The 20,741-nt window shown below is 57.2% G+C and carries 24 protein-coding genes and 1 tRNA gene; 15 read left to right on the top strand and 10 right to left on the bottom strand.

The annotated features are described in order from the left end of the window. Positions 1-24 precede the first annotated feature (24 nt). Together BC440_RS15990 and msrB are read left to right on the top strand one after the other, a co-directional pair. Positions 25-489, top strand: a complete 465-nt coding sequence (locus BC440_RS15990; RefSeq protein ID WP_083379391.1) for a thermonuclease family protein — start codon at positions 25-27, stop codon at positions 487-489. Positions 490-590: 101 nt separating this feature from the next. Then, the gene (gene msrB, locus BC440_RS15985; RefSeq protein ID WP_071240516.1) at positions 591-1,031 is read left to right on the top strand and encodes a peptide-methionine (R)-S-oxide reductase MsrB; all 441 of its coding nucleotides are present in this window, start codon (positions 591-593) and stop codon (positions 1,029-1,031) included. Between the two features lie 45 nt (positions 1,032-1,076). On the opposite strand, the gene BC440_RS15980 is transcribed toward msrB, so the two are convergent. From BC440_RS15980 to BC440_RS15955, 6 genes are read right to left on the bottom strand one after another with little or no spacing between them, the layout of a single operon-like run. Further along, positions 1,077-1,568: an HAD family acid phosphatase gene (locus tag BC440_RS15980; protein ID WP_083379390.1), complete on the bottom strand. Its 492-nt coding sequence runs from the start codon at positions 1,566-1,568 to the stop codon at positions 1,077-1,079. Next, positions 1,565-2,155 (bottom strand): histidine phosphatase family protein, encoded by a 591-nt coding sequence (locus tag BC440_RS15975; RefSeq protein WP_037990928.1) that lies wholly within the window; start codon positions 2,153-2,155, stop codon positions 1,565-1,567. The genes BC440_RS15980 and BC440_RS15975 overlap by 4 nt, the downstream gene beginning before the upstream one ends. A 17-nt stretch (positions 2,156-2,172) precedes the next feature. Further along, positions 2,173-3,261, bottom strand: coding sequence for an MBL fold metallo-hydrolase (locus BC440_RS15970; protein ID WP_083379389.1), 1,089 nt, complete (start codon positions 3,259-3,261; stop codon positions 2,173-2,175). Then, positions 3,261-4,337, bottom strand: coding sequence for an ABC transporter ATP-binding protein (locus BC440_RS15965; protein ID WP_071240515.1), 1,077 nt, complete (start codon positions 4,335-4,337; stop codon positions 3,261-3,263). Before BC440_RS15965 ends, BC440_RS15970 begins: the two co-directional genes overlap by 1 nt. Then, positions 4,325-6,061, bottom strand: a complete 1,737-nt coding sequence (locus BC440_RS15960; RefSeq protein WP_071240514.1) for an iron ABC transporter permease — start codon at positions 6,059-6,061, stop codon at positions 4,325-4,327. The genes BC440_RS15965 and BC440_RS15960 overlap by 13 nt, the downstream gene beginning before the upstream one ends. Next, positions 6,061-7,044, bottom strand: a complete 984-nt coding sequence (locus tag BC440_RS15955; RefSeq protein ID WP_037990943.1) for an ABC transporter substrate-binding protein — start codon at positions 7,042-7,044, stop codon at positions 6,061-6,063. The genes BC440_RS15960 and BC440_RS15955 overlap by 1 nt, the downstream gene beginning before the upstream one ends. 228 nt (positions 7,045-7,272) lie before the next feature. On the opposite strand from BC440_RS15955, the gene BC440_RS15950 reads away from it, so the two are divergent. Next, positions 7,273-8,046: a DeoR/GlpR family DNA-binding transcription regulator gene (locus tag BC440_RS15950; protein ID WP_037990920.1), complete on the top strand. Its 774-nt coding sequence runs from the start codon at positions 7,273-7,275 to the stop codon at positions 8,044-8,046. A gap of 2 nt (positions 8,047-8,048) precedes the next feature. Here BC440_RS15950 and BC440_RS15945 read toward each other — a convergent pair whose 3' ends face one another. Next, complete coding sequence (locus BC440_RS15945; protein WP_007090408.1) at positions 8,049-8,843, bottom strand: class II glutamine amidotransferase; 795 nt, start codon at positions 8,841-8,843, stop codon at positions 8,049-8,051. A gap of 220 nt (positions 8,844-9,063) precedes the next feature. On the opposite strand from BC440_RS15945, the gene BC440_RS15940 reads away from it, so the two are divergent. The 12 genes from BC440_RS15940 (at position 9,064) to BC440_RS15885 (ending at position 16,831) form a co-directional block, all read left to right on the top strand. Then, a tRNA-Thr gene (locus BC440_RS15940) sits at positions 9,064-9,139 on the top strand. Between the two features lie 197 nt (positions 9,140-9,336). Next, positions 9,337-11,091: a hypothetical protein gene (locus BC440_RS15935; RefSeq protein WP_071240513.1), complete on the top strand. Its 1,755-nt coding sequence runs from the start codon at positions 9,337-9,339 to the stop codon at positions 11,089-11,091. Next, positions 11,091-11,732, top strand: a complete 642-nt coding sequence (locus tag BC440_RS15930) for a hypothetical protein (RefSeq protein ID WP_071240512.1) — start codon at positions 11,091-11,093, stop codon at positions 11,730-11,732. The genes BC440_RS15935 and BC440_RS15930 overlap by 1 nt, the downstream gene beginning before the upstream one ends. Before the next feature lie 259 nt (positions 11,733-11,991). Further along, on the top strand, positions 11,992-13,206 hold the full coding sequence (locus BC440_RS15925) for an RNA polymerase sigma factor (protein WP_071240511.1): 1,215 nt from the start codon (positions 11,992-11,994) through the stop codon (positions 13,204-13,206). Between the two features lie 230 nt (positions 13,207-13,436). After that, the gene (locus tag BC440_RS15920) at positions 13,437-13,760 is read left to right on the top strand and encodes a RebB family R body protein (protein WP_007090412.1); all 324 of its coding nucleotides are present in this window, start codon (positions 13,437-13,439) and stop codon (positions 13,758-13,760) included. A gap of 202 nt (positions 13,761-13,962) precedes the next feature. After that, complete coding sequence (locus BC440_RS15915; protein ID WP_007090413.1) at positions 13,963-14,298, top strand: RebB family R body protein; 336 nt, start codon at positions 13,963-13,965, stop codon at positions 14,296-14,298. A 126-nt stretch (positions 14,299-14,424) separates the two neighbouring features. After that, on the top strand, positions 14,425-14,724 hold the full coding sequence (locus BC440_RS15910) for a RebB family R body protein (protein ID WP_037990913.1): 300 nt from the start codon (positions 14,425-14,427) through the stop codon (positions 14,722-14,724). An 11-nt stretch (positions 14,725-14,735) separates the two neighbouring features. Then, positions 14,736-14,981 carry a RebB family R body protein gene (locus BC440_RS15905; RefSeq protein ID WP_007090415.1) on the top strand — a complete coding sequence of 82 codons (246 nt, stop codon included), beginning with the start codon at positions 14,736-14,738 and terminating at the stop codon, positions 14,979-14,981. 235 nt (positions 14,982-15,216) lie between these two features. Next, positions 15,217-15,441 carry a RebB family R body protein gene (locus BC440_RS15900; protein ID WP_007090416.1) on the top strand — a complete coding sequence of 75 codons (225 nt, stop codon included), beginning with the start codon at positions 15,217-15,219 and terminating at the stop codon, positions 15,439-15,441. A gap of 93 nt (positions 15,442-15,534) precedes the next feature. After that, positions 15,535-15,858, top strand: a complete 324-nt coding sequence (locus tag BC440_RS15895) for a RebB family R body protein (protein WP_037990938.1) — start codon at positions 15,535-15,537, stop codon at positions 15,856-15,858. Between the two features lie 59 nt (positions 15,859-15,917). Further along, positions 15,918-16,175 (top strand): RebB family R body protein, encoded by a 258-nt coding sequence (locus BC440_RS15890; RefSeq protein WP_071240510.1) that lies wholly within the window; start codon positions 15,918-15,920, stop codon positions 16,173-16,175. A gap of 89 nt (positions 16,176-16,264) precedes the next feature. Further along, positions 16,265-16,831 carry a hypothetical protein gene (locus tag BC440_RS15885; protein ID WP_071240509.1) on the top strand — a complete coding sequence of 189 codons (567 nt, stop codon included), beginning with the start codon at positions 16,265-16,267 and terminating at the stop codon, positions 16,829-16,831. Positions 16,832-16,847: 16 nt separating this feature from the next. On the opposite strand, the gene BC440_RS15880 is transcribed toward BC440_RS15885, so the two are convergent. From BC440_RS15880 to BC440_RS15870, 3 genes are all read right to left on the bottom strand, one after another. Next, positions 16,848-18,152 carry an adenylate/guanylate cyclase domain-containing protein gene (locus BC440_RS15880; RefSeq protein WP_007090420.1) on the bottom strand — a complete coding sequence of 435 codons (1,305 nt, stop codon included), beginning with the start codon at positions 18,150-18,152 and terminating at the stop codon, positions 16,848-16,850. Between the two features lie 165 nt (positions 18,153-18,317). Continuing rightward, entirely contained in the window at positions 18,318-19,862 is a 1,545-nt protein-coding gene (locus BC440_RS15875) for an ATP-binding protein (RefSeq protein WP_071240508.1), read from the bottom strand. Then, positions 19,859-20,584 (bottom strand): response regulator, encoded by a 726-nt coding sequence (locus BC440_RS15870; protein WP_063095568.1) that lies wholly within the window; start codon positions 20,582-20,584, stop codon positions 19,859-19,861. Before BC440_RS15870 ends, BC440_RS15875 begins: the two co-directional genes overlap by 4 nt. Positions 20,585-20,741 lie beyond the last annotated feature (157 nt).

The following is a 20,741-nucleotide window of genomic DNA, read 5'->3' as shown; positions in this document are numbered from 1 at the left end:
TCGACAATTCAAAAGAACACCCCAATGCCCCGCACCTCAATCCGACTCACCATCGCACCTCTAACACTTTGCAGCATGTTTCTGCCCGCGGCCTCCATCTCGGCTATCGCTGCCTGCTATGACTGGCCGCTGCGCGAACGGCACGGTGAATACGCTTATGATGGCGATACCATCTATGTGAATATCCCCAGCCTTCCCGGCGAAATTGCCGAAATGTCGGTACGTGTGCGCGGCGTGGACACCCCCGAAATACGCGGCAAATGCGAAAGCGAAAAGTCCCTTGCGGGCAAAGCCCGCGATTTCGCCCGTCAAAGCCTGAAATCGGCCAAACGCGTTGAATTCTGCGAACCGGAATGGGGCCGTTATGGCGGACGCGTCGTCGCATCGGTGCGCATTGACGGCAGGGCACTCGATCAGGAACTGATCAATCAGGGTCTCGCCCGCCCTTATGACGGCAAAACCAAACGCCAACCCTGGTGCCAAGGGTGATCCGGTCCCAAAATCCATAACTTTGCCGTGAAGGCACTGGACATTGCGCCCAATCCGACCATCTTCGGAAGCATGACCAAATAACGCCTCCCGGAGAAACCATGACGAAATACACCAAGAACCCGGACGCCATCAAAGCCCTTGACGCCAACCAGTATCACGTCACGCAAAACAGCGGCACCGAACCACCGTTTCGCAATGAATTCTGGGATCACAAGGAAGACGGGCTTTATGTTGATATCGTCTCGGGCGAGCCGTTATTCACATCCCGCGACAAGTTTGATTCCGGCTGCGGCTGGCCAAGCTTCACCCGCCCTGTCGAAACAGATCATGTCGTCGCACGCGAAGACAATACCCACGGCATGCGCCGGATCGAAGTCCGCTCCAAACATGGTGACAGCCATCTGGGCCATGTCTTCCCCGATGCCCCCAAAGAAGCCGGCGGCCTGCGCTATTGCATCAATTCCGCATCGCTGCGTTTTATCCCCGTCCGCGATCTAGAGGCCGAAGGATACGGCGAATACAAACCGCTTTTTGATTAAAACAGCAAAGACCGGCACACGCGCCGGTCTTTCTCTATCAAGGCCTTAAAAATCCCCCGGCGCACATTGCAGGCAGGTCAACCCCATATCGCGCCATTTATCGACCACGCGCTTGCGATCATCGACCACCAGCCACGGGTTAAAACCGTCGGCCCGGATTTGTGCCAGAAGGTCTTCTTTGACTTCCTCGTCCGTGCGGTGATCGGCATCTTCCGGGCGCAGATACATGCCATCAAACGGAATGCCATGCGCCCGAAGCCATGCTTCGGACCGGTGCTGCCACCCGGCCGGGCGACCAGAACAAATCACAATCGCCTGCCCGGATTGGTGCAAAACGCGCAAAAGCCGTTCGATATCGGCAATCGGTGCGGCTTTATCCATTGCGTCGAAGAACGCATCCCAATGCTTTTCCGTCCCATGCACCAGATGTCCCAATTCATCGGCATCGAAATAGGCCAGCGTGCCATCCATATCGAACACCACCGCATCACGCGGGTTACTGATCGAACCGGATATTATGGTTTCTGGCTGGGTCACGCGGAAATCTCCCTGATCAGATCTTCGGTCAAATTTTCATATTCCCATCCCGTTCCGACCGGGCGGAACAGAATCGGCGTTGCATTTGCAATACGCGGACCTTCGGCATCAAAACCGGTCATATAAAGAATGCAACGCCCGACACCGGAATGGGCAACCACCACGGTCAAACGGTCGCTTACCTCGGCCAGGGCGGTTTGCATGGCAAACGATACCCGCTGACACATCGCATCAAACCCCTCGCCATTGGGCGGGGTATCGAACCGTGATCCAGCCTCGGCAATCGGGCGGCCTTCAAGGTCACCCCAATGGCGTTCGCGCAACCCGTCAAGAATATGCAAATCATAATCGGGCAAAACCAGCTCGGCTGTTTTGCGGGCCCTGTCCTGCGGGCTGACATAAACCGCCTGCCATTTGCCCATCGCCATCAATGGCGCAATCGCACGCGCCTGTTCGCGACCGGCATTGTTCAATGGCGGCTCGCTTGACCCGGCGATGATTTCGGCCTTGTTGGCATCGGTTTCCCCGTGCCGGATAAACACAAACGGCACTTTCGGAAAATCGAACGTCTTTGCAGGATAAATCATGTCTGGTCATTGCCCATTTACAGATAAAACCGATCCGAAAGCTGTAACCGCCCTTCAAAGCCATCGACAAGGCTAAAGTCCTCGGGACGGCCATTAAACAGCGGCACGATCTGCATCGCGTGGCAATCATTGGCCATCGCAACCACATCATCAAACAGCGGATGCACGTTCCAGCGCCGGAAATGGGCATGCCCCTTTTCGACCATGCGGCGTGCCTCGGCTGGCATGAAACCGGTAAAGATTACATGCGCATCGCGGCCCAGCCGTCCGTCCTGCCCCCATTTTTCAATCAGTTCGCCCGCGATGCCATACGTGCCGCACGGCGCATGGCACAAAAGCAATCTGGCATCCGGATTGAAATCACGCGCCTTGTCCTTAAGCACGCGCAGTTTTTTGATCGCATCAAACGATACATAATCCGATCCGCCATCCCCCAGAACCTGTTTGACCCGTCCATAGCACCGCGCATCCATCGTCCAGTCGGTCATGCCGTGCTTTTCAAACAGCAATGCCATTTCAGCTGCCCGTCCGCTCGGCGGTACGGGAAACAGGATTTGGCCGTCAAGTTTGGACATCTTGGTCAAAAGTCCGTCGATCCGCACCTGTTGTGTCAGGCGTTCCATGCCATAGGACGCATCCATCAAAACCGTCGCGGCATCCGGTGGTGTGTCATAAAGGAAGTAATCAGACTCCTTGCAGAAATCACCGGTGTAAAGAACCCCGCCGCCCAGTTCGAAATGCAGCCACACCCCGCCAAAGGCATGCCCGGTCCGCCCGGTGGTGACGGTGACACCGTCAACCTGGATTTCCCCATAGGGCGGCAGAATGATCACATTCGCCCCTGCAGGCAGGGATCGCGCCGTGACCTCGGTACAGTAAATCGGTAAACCGGCTGCTATCACCTCCGCCGCGGCACCGATATGATCGACATGGTCGTGAGTAATGAAAACGGCGTTAACCTTGTTCAACCATGCCGGATCAAAACCGCTGTCATTTTCCGGACCGACCCCGCAATCCAGCAACCAGCGCCGATTGAAAAATTCCAACCGCAAACAGGCCGGGCCTTTTTCACCAAGACCCGATAAAACACGCATCCGGGCAGACATCAGGCGGCCTCACCTTCTGATCGGTTAAACACCCAGCCATCGGAAATCACCAATCCGACGGCTTCGCCGATCCGTGCGCGTTGCGTCGCATAAACCGGTAAAACCTGATCGGCACCGACCCGCACCTGAAGCCGGAACCGACCGCCCAGATAAACGCAATCCTCGACCGAACCGCGCAATGTCCCGGCCTCGTCGACCCAGACATCCTCTGGCCGCAAACACAAACCAAGTTCGTTCATATTGCTGGCCGCCTCCTGGCAAATCCGCGCATGGATCGCCGCATCGCCCAATCGCACCGAACACCGTCCGGCACCCCGCATGGATACGTCACCAATCGGCAACACCGCCCCGGCCCCGACAAAGCCCGCGACCATATGATCGGCCGGTTCACGGTAAAGGGTTTCCGGGGCCGCCATCTGACGAATGCGGCCCTTGTCCATCACCGCAATCCGGTCGGCCATGGCCATGGCTTCGGCCTGATCGTGGGTGACGTAAATCATTGTCGCCCCGGTCCGGCGATGGAAATCCAGAAATGCCTGCTGCATGGTTTCGCGCAGATGCACATCAAGGTTTGCAAGCGGTTCGTCCAGCAACACCGCCCGCGGCTCCATCACCAGACATCGCGCCAATGCAACCCGCTGGCGCTGCCCACCCGAAAGTTCCGTCGGGCTGCGGTCGGCATAAGGTTCAAGGGCGACAATCGACAATGCCTCGGCAATTTTCGCATCACGTTCCGCCCGGCCAAGCCCGCGCACCTCCAACGGATAACCGACATTGCGCGCCACCGACATATGCGGCCAAAGCGCATAGGACTGAAACACGATGCCAAGGTTGCGTGCCTCTGGGTTGATCATCACCCCGTTGGCCGGATCGGCAACTGCCTGTCCGCCCAGGGCGATGACACCCTGATCAGGTTCCTCGAAACCGGCCAGAAGACGCAGCAACGTCGTCTTGCCACAGCCCGACGGCCCCAAAAGAGCAACAAATTCGCCATCATGGATATCAAGCGATACCTGATTGACCGCGCGGTAATCGCCAAAAGATTTGGTAATCCGCGAAAGATTTATGTCTGCCATGGTACAACTCCCTTGGGCAAACGGCGTGATGCCAGTTGGAAACCGGTCATCAACGCAACAACAACCAGCACAACCAATACCGCCACGGCCGAGGCCAGAACGGTGTCGCCACTGTCATCCAGATTGAAAATCAAAACGCCCAGCGTCTCGTTTCCGGCCGACCACAGAAGGGCCGAAACCGTCAATTCGTTAAACGCTGTCAAAAACACCAGCAACGCCCCAGCCGCTGCCGACGGTGCCGCCAATGGCAGCAGAATATCGCGCAACCGGCGACCAAGTCCTGCACCGCACGCCTGTGCCGCCTCTTCCAATGCCGGATCAAGCTGGGAAAAACTGTTCATCACCGGGCGCAGCGCAATCACCAGAAACCGTGCCAGATAGGCAACAAAAATGATCGCAAGCGTGCCATACAAACTGACATCGATTACCGGAATGCGGATGAACAGAAGAATGCAGGCAATCGCCAGAACCACACCGGGCAAGGCATAGGGCACCTCGACCAGAAGATTGACCATATGGGTCAACCGGGTCGGCCGCCTTACAATCACATAGGCCAACGGCAAACAGATCGCGACCAGCGTCACCGCCGCCCCAACCGACAACATGAAACTGTTATGGAACGCCCGGATGGTCGATGGCTGGACAAACAGGACTTCGTAAAACGCATCGAAACTGTAATTGGCAAGGCTCAGCTTAACGCCAAATGCCGGGACCAGTGCGGTCGCGACCAACGCCATCAACGGGATCACCAGAATGGCGATCAAAACCGTCCAAAGCACCGCTTCAACCAATGTCCTGCGTGCGCCCAACCGGATATCAAGTGGCCGCCCCACCATCCCCATCAGACGATAGTCACGCTTGCCCAGTAACCGGTGATGCACCGCCACACCCAAGATCGCAATCGTCCCGATCAACATCGCCAGCACCGATACCTCGCCCAGGACCGACGGGCCAAATCCGGCCAGTTTCTGATAAATCAGGGTCGGTAATGTCGAATAATTGGCGGGTATCCCCAGCATCGCCGGTATCCCGAAATTGCCAAGGGCCGTGACAAACGCCATCGCGGTTCCGGCGATCAGACCGGGACTGGTCAGTGGCAATATGATCTGCCACCACAGCCGTCCACCACTCGCACCCGCCAAACGGGCTGCTTCGATCTGTTCGCGCGGCAGCATGCGCAAATTGGCCCGAAGGGTCAAAAACACGATTGATGCATGCTGAATCCCCAGCAAAAGCGCAATCCCCTCGGCCGAATAAAACGGCTGGGGCGATCCCATCGGGGGTGCCATGCCAAGCGCATTCAAAAGTGCACTGCTCGGTCCGGTCAGTTGCACCCACGCCAACGCCGTGATCTGCGGCGGGATCATCATCGGGATCATGAAACAGAAAACCAGTACCGCCTTGGCGCGGATATCGGTCAGCGCGACCAGAAAGGCAAACGCGCCCCCAATCAAAAGCGAAATGATCGTTCCAAGCCCTGCGGTATAAAGACTGTTGGCAGTTGCCCGCCATGTCGTCGAACTGCCCAGAACATCGCGGATGTAATCCGCACTGGGCACACCGCCAACAAACACGCCTTCAATCGCAAGGCGCGCAATCGGTAAAATCGAAATCACGAACACCGGCAATAAAAGCCACGGCAACAACCGGTCCGAAGACCGGCTGCCAACCGTTGGGCTTGCAAAGCCGGGCATGAAGCCGCGAAGGCGACTTGCAGCCTGCATTATTCAGCCCCGAAAATGTCCGCGAACTTTTTCTTGTTCGCTTCTGCCTGTTCCAGTGCCACGGCCGGATTGAAATCCATCAGCTTGATGTCGCTGCGTGCCGGGAAACCTTCCGGCAATGCCATGTCGCCGCGTGCCGGGACATAACCCATGTCCAGAACCAGTTCCTGGCCTTTGCTCGACAGAACAAAATCAACAAACTTGTGCGCCGCATCGACGTTTTTGGCGTCTTTCATGATCGCAACCGGCTCGGTCACATAAGTGACACCCTCGGTCGGGAAGACGAAATCAACGGGCGAACCTTCGGCCTTGCCACGGATCGCAAGGAAATCGACAACCACACCATACGGCTTTTCGCCCGATGCAACGGCCTTGAACACGCCGCCATTACCACCCTGTGCGCGCGCTTCGTTCGCGGCCAGTGCCTGATAGTAATCCCAACCCAGTTCCTTGTTTTCCGTCAGGGTCGACAGATGAATAAGGGCCGCACCGGAATAAAGCGGGCTTGGCATCACGACCTGATTTTTCATCGCCGGATCGGCAAGATCGGCCCAGCTTTTCGGGGCTTTCTCGACACCGGTATTATAAACGATGCCGGTCGTGATCAGCTTGGTCGAATAGTAATAACCGTCCGCATCATAAAGGGCGGCTTCATAGGCCGATGCTTCGGGCGATTTATACGCCTGCAAAAGCCCCTCGCCCTTCATGCCTTCCAGGGTCACCGTATCGGCAATCAGCAAAACATCCGGGCGCGGATCACCTGCCGCAATCTCGGCACGCAGTTTTGCCATCAGCTTGGTGGTGCCATCACGCACCCATTCGACTTCAACATCCGGATAGGCGGCCTTGAAGGCATCGACGGTGGTCTGGGCATCCTGATTTGGCTGGCTGGTATAAAGAACCAGTTTTTCGGCGGCCTGACCAACAACTGGCAGCATCATCGCAGCCGAAGCCACGGCAGCAAGAAGAACGTTACGCATCATCCACATCCCTTGATTGCGTGGGGCGTACCTTTGCGGCCACCCCGAAGGTTTCGTTCGAAAACAATCCGACGGGGACGCTATATGGATTTCGATTTCAGTTGTGTGACAAAGCAAAGAATTAAATGTTTCAACAAGCCTACCGGGCTTTTCAGACACAACCAAGCCTGTCTATACTCCGTGACATCGCGAAACACATGCTTTCGAACGAAAGAACATCAAAGGAAACCAATGTCCGATCCCGTGCCACTTGACCGCCGCCGCGACCGGATTGTCGCCCTTGTCAAATCCTGCGGCTTCATGGCGGTCGAAGAACTGGCACGCCGCTTTAACGTTTCGGTCCAGACAATCCGGACCGATCTGCGCGACTTGCAGGAACAGGGGCGCATCTTCCGCCGTCATGGCCTTGCCGGTCCGGCGCCCGATCCGGATAACTCGGCCTATGAAAAACGCGAAGTCTGGAACCGCAGTGGCAAACGCGCCCTTGCTGCCAAACTCGCCGATATCATCCCCGAAGGCTGCACCATCGCGATTGGCACCGGCACCACCGCCGAACTGGCCGCCCAAAGCCTGGCCTCGCACCGCAACCTGACGGTGCTGACCAACAATATCCATGTGGTACTGACATTACAAAACGCGCCCAATGTCACGTTACGCCTTGCGGGCGGGACCATCCGCACCCGCGATCTTGATATCATCGGGGCCGACAGCGCGGAATTCTTTGGCACCTACCGCGCCGATTTCGGGATTGTGAGTGTCGGGGGGATGTCGGAAACCGGGGACCTGATGGATTTCAACATGGACGAAGTCCGCGCACGTCGCGCCCTTGTCGCCTGCTGCGATCACGCGATCCTATTGGTCGATGAAAAAAAGGTCGGTCGCAAGGCCCTGTGCCGCGATGGTCATGCATCGGATTTCAAAACCGTAATGCTTAACACCGCACCGGGCGATATTTTGCAACAGCAACTGGTTCGGGGCCGATCACAGGTGATCGTCGCGAACTAGGATCAGGCTGCGCCCTTGCACCCGGTCGCCGACAGTGTCGGTTCTTCGCAGATATTCAAATCACGGCAAACATGCAGGGTATGGTTGGGTGCCACCGCGATCCAGCTATCGCTTTCGGCATCCAGCGGTTCGGACACGACAATCACATGATCCCCACGCTTGCGCCAGTAAAGCGATGGCGGCTTGTCATCGCTGGCATGGCGGATGGCACAAACGCTCTCGCCATTTGACAGGCAGGCGGTGAAACGGAAGGGTGCAGTTGCACCGCGCTCGTTCATTTCACGTTCGACAACTTCGATGGTTTTGCGGATCGCGCGATGCGGATCGGTGCGCAAACCAAATGTCAGCATCAGACAGAAAATAAGCTCGCTATCGGTCGTGCCATGGCGGGTGGCGTAAAATTCATCATCGATCATCGCTTCCAGCACGCGCCGCACAAGCGGATAATCCCCGATCTGGCCGTTATGCATGAACAGGTAATTGTCATGGGCAAACGGATGGCAGTTGGTGCGGCTGGTTTCGGTCCCCGTCGATGCCCGGACATGGGCGAAAAACATGCCTGATCGGATATGATGGGCAAGCGACCGCAGGTTCGGATCATTCCAGGCTGGCAGGATTTCACGATAAAGACCAGGCGTCTTGCGTTCGTCATACCAGCCGATGCCAAACCCATCGCCATTGGTCGGCGTCTTGGCCTGTTCGGCATGCAGGCTTTGTTCAACAAGGGAATGGCGTGGCTCGAACACCAGTTTTTCAAGATAAACCGGATCTCCGATATAGCTCAGCCAGCGGCACATATGACTTCCCTTGATTGACGTTACGGCATGAAGCGGCGCGACGCGTTATCTATGCCGGGGAACTACATAACGGTCAATGTGATATTTATGATTTTGGTCGATCTTCCGGCTGCCTTGCGCAATCTGTCCGATACAGTTGGGGATGGATAATAAAAAGAACAATAAAGCACTTGCCAACCGGGAGGATTATCCGTATTTTCCGCGCCACAAAATGAATCGTGCTGATGTAGCTCAGCTGGTAGAGCGGCGCATTCGTAATGCGTAGGTCGTAGGTTCAAATCCTATCATCAGCACCACTATAACCCCGTCGGGCGAACAGCCCTGCGGGGTTTTTTGCTGCCTTTCCCCGGACGCGATTTGACGTTTTTTGTCACAACCTCCGGTGCTCCCCGTCCTTTTGACATGTGAACCGTCGCAATCCTTGTGAAATCCGGTTCGGCGCAGGCGTGCACCCTCCGCAGCGTTTCGCAAGTGCAACCAGGGGATTGTCAGCATGACCGACAAAGACCAACAGCCCAACAGCACCGAAAATGGCGGAAGCAATCCCGCCGCCACCAACGGCCCCAAAAGCCCGACCGTCGATAACTGGCCGTGGGCCCATGTGCTGGGTTTCGACACGGCAAAGGAATGGGGTCTTGACGCCGTCATTCCCCGCCCGTCATCGGCCTCCCCGATCCCCGATCCGTCCAGTGGCGCGACCGGCGGCAACAATCCGGGTCCGCTCGATGGGCTATCGGGCCATACACCACTGCAAGGCCAGAATCTGATCGAATATGCCATGCAGAAAATCGAACAAGCCCTTGGCCAGCCGATGCAGGCGGTCCCGCCACTGTCATCTTACAGCTACGACGAATACGGCAACCTGACCACAACGGCGAGCGCGACCGTACCGGCCCCGGCCCCGCAAAACGCGGCACCGGAAACATCATCTACCGGCTCCCCCCCTACCGCTGCCGACACCCCCGACAGCGGAGACGACCGGGACGACGATCTCACCGACGAAGAAGTCCCCCCCCGCTTTCAGGATCACGACGATACCGTAACCACGCCAAGCCGCCCGACATCCGGCATGTCCGGTCCCACTAGCCCGCAATCCTATCGCGTTGACCTGATCCGTGATGACGGCCGTGTGACACGGCTCGAAGGCAGCGTGACGTATGGCGATCTTTATCGCCCGCTTCTGCCCGAGCTATCTGGCAATGCCCAAAATGCCCAGACGCCGGACTGGTCGATCACACTTGATCAATTGCCCAACCCCGGCCCTACCGGCAGCGACACGGATGCCATTGTCACCGCACGGCTTGATGCCGCCGAAACCCCGGCTGATATCCGGCAATGGGCGCTATCGGTAGGGCCACAAGATATCAACACCGCCCGGCTGGCACTTGATATCCCGGCAACCCTGCCGTCTCTGACACGGGCCAGCATCATCGGTGGATTACCGTCCAGCGAATGGCACATGGCCGCGGCAACACTGGCAGCGGGCGGCGGCAGTACGGACAACTCCGGCACTTCGATCCCGGACGCTGCCGAACCCGTTGCTCCGGCAAGCCTTGGCATGGATCAGCAACTCGGTACGATTGACAGCACGCAGGATCCGTTCATCGCCACCCTGCGCATCACATCGGCCATCACCAGCATCCCGACCTCGATCCCGGTTCAACTGCAATATACAGGTGCTTTGCCCAGCCCGATCTTGCAGGGTGACGTCCCCCTCACGACCGAAACCAGCCTATCGCTTCGCATGCAGATCATCGCCCCCACCGACGGCAAATCGGGCGCAACCCTTGTCGCGCTGATCCTGCGCGGGGCTGCGTCGGGCTTTTCGGTCACCGCACAACTGCGCGGCGATCACAAAATCTCGACCCCGACCGCGATGCTCGGCTGCATCGATCCGGGCCAGGATACCGAATGCCGCGCCGAAAGCATGATCGCCAATGCAACATCCAGCCTGCAAACCAGCCTGATCAGCATCACCGATACCCCGGACGATGACGGGCTTGCCGCCTATGGGTTTGTGCTGCCCGCACCGTCCGGTAACGACAGCACCACCGACGCAACCCCGACCGACAAACCGGACAAAGGCACAAATATCGCCCAATCAGCCCCGGCGAAGCCAGCATCGGTAAAAGGCAAGGCCGCCATCACTGACAACACCAACAGCCCCCCCGATGCTGACAGCAATAACGGCGATACCGGTACTACCGCCACCAACAGTCCCGGAAAACCGGACAAGGGAGCCTCCTGATGACAAGCGGCCCGAACTTTCCCGGCGTCGAAACGGCAAGCAGTAAAAAGGATGCAGTAAAAAAGGCCTTCAATCAGGAATATCAGGCCACCATGAAAGCCATGGCGAATGCCGCGGACCGTGCGCGTGCGCAAGTTTTGAACCAGAAACTCGCCGCGGGAAGCCACGCACAATCAAGCCAAAGCACAAAAGCCGCCGCAACCGCCCCGAATGCGCCGGGCACCGGCAACGCGCCGTCAACCCCGATCGAGCCGGGCGCAATGGTCATGATCGAAATCGCCAATGAATTGCGCCGCATCATCGTCGCGGAAATTGACATGCGCATGAACCATCTGGCGGGACAGGTCGAACAGGCAATCGCACAGTCAATTCCGCCTGTGGCATCAAATGCACCTTCCGATGCAAAACCCGCGGCCGCCCAGCCTGCCGGAAGCGAAACCGGCACTGCCCCACAAACGCCTCAACCAAATATTCCCGCCACGCCGCAAAGCAACGCGCAAAACCCAAGCGCCGCAGCGCCTCCCCAACCTACACCTTCTCCGGAAACCGCCCCTTCGGAAAACACCCGGCTCACAGCACCACAAACTGCCAATGCCGGTTCCGAAAATCCACCAAACGCCGCCCCACCGGCGGATGGATGATTCGGCTTTTGCCAAAGGTTGCAAGTCCGACCTGCATCTCGATCCCGCAGGACGTGGGTCACGACCTAGGCGAGAAATCTGAAAAATATCTTTTAAAACAGAAGGTTAAAGGGTGTCATCTGCGACTTTCCCAGCCAAGAATTGCGCAACCTTAAATAGTATTTTTCTTTTTCTTCACAATTAAGACTGCGCGCCGTCATAATAGTCGCGAGAGACCTAAACAGCCTTTGGTTGTAATCTTTCTGAGGAGGGGTCCGAAGTGCAGTACGAAAAGAATACCGAACAGGGACAGACAGAACTATCGGAAAACGAAATCACGTTTGCCCAATCTCTAGACGATGCCTTGGAAAAGGCATTGGGGACAGGCGACAATGTCACATCAATCTGGTCGCACCTCAAAGATGAGCAGCGCGCCAGACTGGCTGCGGACTACCTTGCCGCATTGAATACTGATTCTCGTAAAAGTAGTAATTTTGAAAACAATTCGTCAGCCTCACCCACCACGCCAGAGGCACCGCCAGAAGCACAGCAAGGAACAGCAGCAGCCCGCACAGCCCCCCCGCAAACCGGCCCAGAAACCTCTGCCGTGCCGCGTGGTTATCCGGCGAATTTCAATCCATTGGCCGGATTTCCGGGACTGGAACCATCGTCAAACGGCCCAAGCCCAACCGATATCATCGCCGGTAGTCTTGGCAATCCTGGCAGTCTTGCCGGGCTGGCCGGCTTGCAGGGAATGCCGGGAATGCCCGGCTCGCGAGGATCGGGCAACACCGGCAATCAGATCGACCAGATGCAGCGATCCCTGCAGGATGCGATGTCGCTGCTGGGCAATCTCGGTTTCGAACAACCGGCTCCTTGCCAGCCTCTTGGTACCCCGCCAACACACGCCCCCCATCCACGGGCATGGCAATCCGATCCCCTCGATGATTCCGACCTTCCCGGTATGGAACCGGCCGCGCCAAATTTCTGGCCGCTCTGGATGGATCAACAGGACAGCCTTCTCAAGCAATGCCTGAAACTGATGTCTGGCAATATGGATGACGCGCAGGATGCACTGTCCGAAGCCATGCTAAAGGCATCGGTAAAGTTCGAGGATTCAATGGACGAAATCCGTAATCACCGCGCCTGGCTGTCACGGATCGTACACAATGCCTGCATTGATCTGCATCGGCAAAACCGCCGAAAGGCGGAATACAAGGAAGAAAACCACGGCACCGCGGATGCCGCCCTGCCGCCGATTTCCGGTCGCAACGAACCCAGCCCCGAGGAATCCTTCCTTGCGACCGAAATGTTCGACCATCTTGAACGCGCCTTACGCGCCCTTCCTGAAAAACTGCGCAAGCCGCTTCTGATGCGATGTGTCGAAGACCGCAGCTACGACGATATCGCGGTCAATCTCGGACTAAGCAATTGTGCCGTGCGTAAACGCGTTCAGCTTGCCCGCGATCATCTGCGTGGCGCAGGCATCCAGTAACCGCACGTGAAACCTGTTTAACGGGCAGAATGACAAATGCCATTCTGCCCGTTTCAACGCCGGGCTTGAAAAAGATCCGGCCCGCAAAAGACTTACAGAAATCCCCTTGCTGGCAAAAAAAATCATCCGTCCTGTCACAACCCCGAATTGCCAGCGTCGATAGGGTGAATTCGGGACGGAGAAACCCCGTCAGGATTTCCACCGCAAGCAGCATACGAAGGAGTTTTGAAATGGCGATTCCGACCCCGGTAAACGGTCAAATCACCGATGCCGTCACCCAGGCAAACGTCAAGGTGCTCGGTGATGCCCCGGCCATGGCTATGGGCTCGATCTTCCAGTCACTGGCCCATTCCACGGGCATTCTCTATGAAAATGCCGTCAGCGCCCAGCAGCAGCTTGGCATTTCTTCTCAGGCGGCAACCAACCAGGGTGTCATCCAGATCTATTCGATCGACACCATGGCCGATGCCGTCGCGACCTCGAAAATTGCCCAGAGCGACGTCCCCGACAACATGCTTTCGCTTCTGACCACCCTTCAGGCCGTCAAAAGCTAAGCCCCGTCCTCCAAGACCTCCCCGATTGGGCGGCCCGTTTTCCGACCGGCCGCCCAATATCGTTTCCCGGCAATTCCGCCCGCAGTTTTTGACGGTTTGACGTCACAAAGGCATATCCTCACCGTCAAATGACTGATCGCCGCGCACCACGCGGAACGGGCCGGTTTCCGGCATATTTATCCAGGCAACCAGGAGACAGATTATGGCTGATAATACCCCGGTCAATGGCATGATTACCGATGCAGTGACCCAGGCCAATGTCAAAGTACTGGGCGATGCACCGGCCATGGCCATGGGCTCGCTGTTTCAGTCGCTGGCACATTCCCACGGCATTCTTTACGAAAACGCCGTCAGCAACCAGCAGCAGGTCGGCATCTCGTCGCAGGCTGCAACCAACCAGGGCGTCATTCAGGTCTATTCCGTCGACACCATGGCAGGTGCCGTGGCAACGCAGAAAATCGCAACCAGCGACGTTCCGGACAACATGCTTGCATTGCTGTCCGCCCTGAAGGCAACCACCGGCACCGCAGTGTCGTAAACCTTCATTGGTTTCGCCGCCCAAACCGGCCCGGCATGCAAAAGCTTGCCGGGCTTTTTTTGTGTCACAAATTCCGATCCTCACCGTCATTGCGATGTAGTTCACGCGCCAGCCAAGGAGACCGCGATGGCACCGGCAAATACCGACCCGTCCGACAACAATTCCGACGCAACCTCCGTCGCAGACGCGGTGGAAAATTTGCAGGATCAGGTATCCCATCAGATCAGTGACGCTGTCAGTCTGGTAAATGTTGGCACCCTTGGTGTCGGCCCGGCCTATGCCACCCTGCAATCCATGCTGGCCCAGTCACAGGCACAGGGTGTTTTGATGGCCAACATGGTTTCCGGTCAGCGGCAACTATCCATGACCGGCATGGCCACCCTGACCAAAAGCATCGAACAGATGATGTCGCGTCCTAACCGATAAGGATCAAAACGATGAGCAATCCGCGCGAAGTCGACGAACAGATCACCGATGGCGTGACACAGACCAATACCACCGTCATCGGCTCCGCACCCGCCATGGGAACCATGCAGACTTACCTGTCGCAGGCCCAGGCACAGGGTGTGCTGTTTGCAAACATGGTCAATGAACAGCAACAGCTTGCCGTCGCCAGTCTGGCGACCACCATGGAATGCGCCCGCAATACGCTGGCGATCGGGGACAAAGGCCCAAAGTCCTAAGGGGGGATAATAATGGGACAGCAAAGCGCCCCCCCGACCTCAAGAGCGCACCGCCTCCCGCCCCCAAAATACCGGAAGACCCGAACAGCAATATCGAACTGACCGACGACGAACTTAAACGCCAGCAGGACGAATACGAAAGACAGAGACAGGCCGGACAATAACGGCACTTTAACCGGCTCCGTCGGTTCTGACCCGACCTGCGGACAAACCTTCAAGACAAAGGCATGACGTCATGAGCGATATCGTCAATCCGCAAATCACCGATGCCGTGACTCAGACCAACGTCAAGGTGCTGGGCGAAAGCCCGGCACAGGCGGTATCAATCGCACTGCAATCGCATTCCCATTCAACAGGCCTGGCCATGGAAAACGCCACCCTGACGCAGGGAAACATGCAACAGGTCGCCAATACCGCAACCTCAAAACTGGTGGCCATGATCACAGCCCAGGCGGGTTGATAAAAAGGTCATCATTCAGGATTTTTGTCACAAAGATCAATCATCTGCGTCAAAACGGGTACGGTCATCGTGACCGCCAAATCGGAGGAAGAAATGGCTATTCCAACCCCAGTGAACGGTCAGATCACAGATGCGGTGACCCAGACATCGGTCAGCGTTCTCGGCTCGGCCCCGGCGAATGCCATGGGCATGATCTATCAAAGTGCCGCGCATTCGACATCCATCCTGTTCCAGAACGCTATCCAGGCCCAGCAACAGGCCTCGATGTGCTCGCAGGCCGCGACCAATATGGGTGTGATGCAGCTTTACTCGGTCAATACAATGGCCGGCGCGCAGGCAACAACCAAGCTGTCGCGATCCGACAACAGCAACACACTTCTGACCCTTTTGGTCATTTTGGCAGCAACTCGCCGGTAGGCAGCATTCGGATGTCACGCGCCGTGCGTGTTATCCGGAAATTTCAGTGAGGGCGTGACATGGCAGACAACACCCCGGTAAATTCCCAGATTACGGACGCGGTCACGCAGACCAACGTCAAGGTTCTGGGCGAGGCTCCGGCACAGGCAATGGGGCTCGTGTATCAGACGATGGCACATTCCATCAGTCTATCGATGCAGAACGCCATGCAAACCCAGGGCGGACTGCAACAGATCGGCAATGCCGTAACCTCCAGCGCGTGCAAAATGATTCTCGACAGCACCGGTGGCGGCATGGGTGGCGGCGGCAAATCCTGACGCCGCCAACATGATTTCCCACGCCTTAAACGTCCGGCAACTTTGCGCCAAGCTCCTGAAACCGACCTGTTAACGCGATGAGGCCCGTCATGGCTGACGAAAACGAAAATCCCCCAAAGGACACCCCGCCCGCTGGTGGAAATCCCGCCGATGAACAGGGTGCCGCCGATCCCGAAAAAGCCGGAGACAAAACCTCCCCTGCGGCCGATGCCCAAGGTGGTGCTGGTGGCGGCAAAGCTGCCGGCGGCGACACCCCGCCCGCGAATGGTGGCGCTGCTGGCGGAGGAGGAGGAGGCGCAAACAACACACCGCTCAGCACCGCCCTTAACCCGCAAATCGTTCAGGCCGTCGGCACCACCAATCACGCCGTACTGAACGGGGCCGGTCCCGGTGCCAACGGGATCGCCTATCAAAAGGTCGCGCAGGCCGCCGCCTACGCCGTACAGGACAGCACCGATTACATGCGAAACATCATGTCGATGGCGTCTGCCACAACCGGTGTCGCGCTGCAAAAGATGCTGGTGGAGAAAACAACCGATCCCTATGCCGATATCATCAAGGCGGCAACACAGGCCGTCACCGATGCCCAGCAAACATTTACCAATGTCGGCACGGCATCAAGCGGTGTGGTCAAGGATTTCGACAGTATGGCCTGATGATCGCCAGGCGGGATCACCCCGCCTGCATTAACTGAATGCGCTCGCACGCTTCGGTAAAGTCCGGCGCAAACAGTTTCAGGCTCAAACCCGTGCCATGAAGCTCGAAGGCACCCATTTCTTCCGTCGGACAGGAAATGAACTTCGCCACCTGATGACTGACCAGAACCCGTTTGCCAAGCTGCTTGGTCAACTGTTCGATCCGGGCGGCTTCGTTGGCCGCCTGCCCGATCACGGTAAAATCGACCCGGTCAGGCACGCCGACATTGCCGTAAATCACATCACCAACATGCATGCCAAGCCCGTAATCAAAGGCCGGCAATCCGGTTTCTTCGCGCTGGCGGTTAAGCTGATCGATATTAAGCTGCGCCTCGGCTGCTGCGTAAACCGCGGCTGTACAGGCCTGTTCCAGATCCTGCTCATCCTCGCGGATCGGGAAAATCGCCAATGTCGCATCCCCGATATAGCGCAAGACCTGCCCGCCATGCTTCAGGACCGCACCGGCCGTCGCGGCAAAGAAATCATTCATTTCACCTAGAAAAGCATCATCCCCGACACTGGCGGCAACCGATGTCGAATTGCGCATATCGGAAAACCAGATCACTGCCCGCGTCTTGGTACTGTCGCCCAGCTTGATCTGCCCGTCGCGCACCCGATGCCCGGCATCCGAACCCAGATAGGTTTCAAGGATCGTCTTGGTTTCTTCGTGCATGATGCGCATTTTGCACGACACGGCAAAACGGCGCTGGATCGATGACAGGATTGCCAGATCCTCGTCGGTAAAGCCGCTGGGCCGACGCGTCATATAGGTCATGAAGATACGGTTCGTACCCAACGTGCTGTCGCGGTCCGTGGTAAAGGGCGTCATCAGCGCCAGATAATCCGTGCCGCCGGATTTGCGGAAAGTCTGCAAAACATTGAAATCAAGGATCGCCCCCGGCCCGATCAGATGGCGACGCATGAAGGTGACATCGTTATCGGACATCCACTTCATCGGGCTATCAAGCCAGTCGGGGTTCTTTTCGCGCACATCAAGATGAAGCGACCGTTCAACCCGGCCCTCATCCTTGGACCAGATATAGGAAACGCCTTCATAAAGCGGATGCAGGGTCTTGAAACCAACCATGACGCGTTCGATCGGAATGCCCGCGGCAACAAGCCGCGACACCATGCCTTCAACAATCGCATCAATATCGGTATCGTCGAGTGCGCGCTCCATCAGCCAGTCATTGACCGCCCGCACAAAGCCACCGCCAGACAGGGCACTGTTCGTACCCGGCAGCGACGTGACATTGTTGTTGGACTTCGTGTTTTCCGGCATGATGGGCTCCGTCCGATTCTTAAGCGACTATGACATGAATATGACATCGCATAAATGGGACAGGCTTGTGATTTCGCAATCGCAAAATCACAAAAACTGCACTGACCGATATTATTCCTGACAAATTTCGGTCAATCCAGCGAAACCTTTTGCCCAAGCCCCGGATCACTGCGCAATCGGCGGCAGGTAAATCCGCGCCAGAAGCCCGCCAGACGGCGCATCTTCCAGATAAATCTCGCCGCCATGCGCCCGGATCGCGGTGCGGGCAATCGCCAGACCAAGGCCAATTCCACCCGTTTCACGATTGCGCGAGGATTCAAGCCGGAAGAACGGCTCGAACACCTGATCGCGCTGATCGGGTGGAATTCCCGGCCCGTCATCACTGACTTCGATCCACATGCCACCATCATCGGCGGGCTTCAACGATACGTCGACATGATCGCCAAATGTAAGGGCATTTGACATCAGATTGCCCATCGCCCGCTTGATCGAAAGCGGACGGCACGGATAAACCCGTGGTGCGCCATCACCCACGAACCGGATCGGTCGCCCGGTTTCGGCGAGGTCTTCGACCGCGGCCTCGATCAGGGCGGCAATATCGATCTTGCGGGTCGCCTCGTTCGCGGTTTCTTCGCGTGCAAAGGTCATGGCCGCTTCGACCATCTGTTCCATTTCATTCAATGTCTCGATGATCCGTGACCGGTTTTCCGCATCCTCGACAAATTCTGCCCGCAGCCGAAGAGACGTGATCGGAGTGCGCAAATCGTGCGAAATCGCGGCCAGCATCCGGGTGCGATCCTCGACAAAACGTTTCAGCCTTGCGGTCATGCGGTTGAACGCCTTTGCTGCTCGGCGGATTTCAAGCGGGCCGTCTTCGGGCACCGGTTCGGGATAATCACCACGCCCCACCCGGTCGGCGGCCTGTGCCAGAACTGCCCAGGACCGTGTCATGCGACGCGCCAGGAAAAACGCGATGATCCCGATCAGGACCGCCGAAATAACAATACGCAGGATATTTTGCAAAACCGCACGCGGCGGCGGTGCAACACCATTGATCCGCGCTTCCAGCCAGACAACAGGCTGTAAATTTTCAGCCCCCCCCGATTCGGCAGCATTTACCGTAGCCCCCACCGGGAAGATCGGCACACTGATCTGCATTAATGGTGCGGCAACACAGTCAAGGTGATCAAAGAAACGCGGCCCGTGATGTCCGTCGCGAACAAAGTCATCCTTGCGCCATTTCTTGTCGCGATCATCATCATCGTCATCGTCACCATGCTTTTCGTGTTTCTTTTTCTCGCGCTCCTCAACCGCCTCACAATCATCCTCCGACAGGATATGCACTCGCGCGGGTACCGCGGGACCGTCAAGCGCCTGATTAAGCCGCTCGCTCAGTGTGTAACTGATGTCAGACATCGGCAGGCTGTTATCGGGCTTGTCCGCCAGACGCATGATGCTTTGCGGCGACTGGCCGACCTTCAGGACATCACGCCAGTTTTCCGATGGGGTTGCCGCCAGAATGCGCGAAATCGCAGCAACGCGCGCCAATGCACCGCCACGCCGCTCGCTTAACAACGCATCGCGCCGTTCTTCAGCCAAAAGCAATCCTAACACCACATGGGTCAGAACCACGGCACCAAGGATCAGCAACACCAGCTGCCCGACAAGGGTTTCCGGCCATAAACGGGAAATGAAACCGCGCAGTTTCATTTTTTCACCACGTCGCAGGTAAACATATATCCCCCGCCCCAAACAGTTTTGATCAGGGTCGGGTTCTTCGGGTCGGGCTCGATCTTTTTGCGCAGGCGGCTGACCTGATTATCAATACTGCGATCAAACGGAATGGCTTCGCGCCCCTTGGTCAGGTCCAGCAACTGGTCGCGATTAAGCACCATATTGTGGTGATCGACAAAGGCGCATAACAGGGCAAATTCACCAGCACTCAGCGGTACGACAACATCGTTTTCGTCACGCAATTCATGACGCGTGCGATCCAGTATCCAGCGATCAAAGGCAATTTCACCCCCGGTCTTCTGGCCGCGCCGCCCGCTTGGCAAACTTTGCGCCCGACGAAGCACCGCCTTGATACGGGCCAGCAACTCACGCGGATTGAAAGGCTTTGCCAGATAATCATCTGCCCCCATTTCAAGGCCGATGATCCGATCAGTTTCCTCGCCAAGGGCGGTCAGCATCACAACCGGCACGTCATAATTCTCGCGCAGCCACCGGCAAAGGCTCAACCCGTCTTCGCCAGGCATCATCAGATCGAGCACGATCAGATCGGGCAGAACATTCTCCCCCATCAGCTTGCGCAATTCACGCCCGTCAGACGCCAGCGTCACGCGGTATTCATGCTGGCGCAGATACCGCCCCAGCAGATCGCGAATATCGCGGTGGTCATCAACGACAAGAATATGGGCCGGATCACTCATCAAGCTGTGCCTGTCTTTCCAAAGATTATCTGATCCCAGCTTATCGCGCCCGGTGCCCCATCAAAAACAGCAATTTGTATCAGATTGTCGCAAAAGCCCGTTTTGGTAGACATTGCGACCATTTCCCCGGTTTACCGGGATCATTTCGCGACAAATC

Origin of the sequence: Thalassospira sp. MIT1004 (genome assembly GCF_001858545.1) — a bacterium.
Lineage (GTDB): Bacteria > Pseudomonadota > Alphaproteobacteria > Rhodospirillales > Thalassospiraceae > Thalassospira > Thalassospira xiamenensis.
This window is presented reverse-complemented; position numbering and strand designations above follow the sequence as displayed.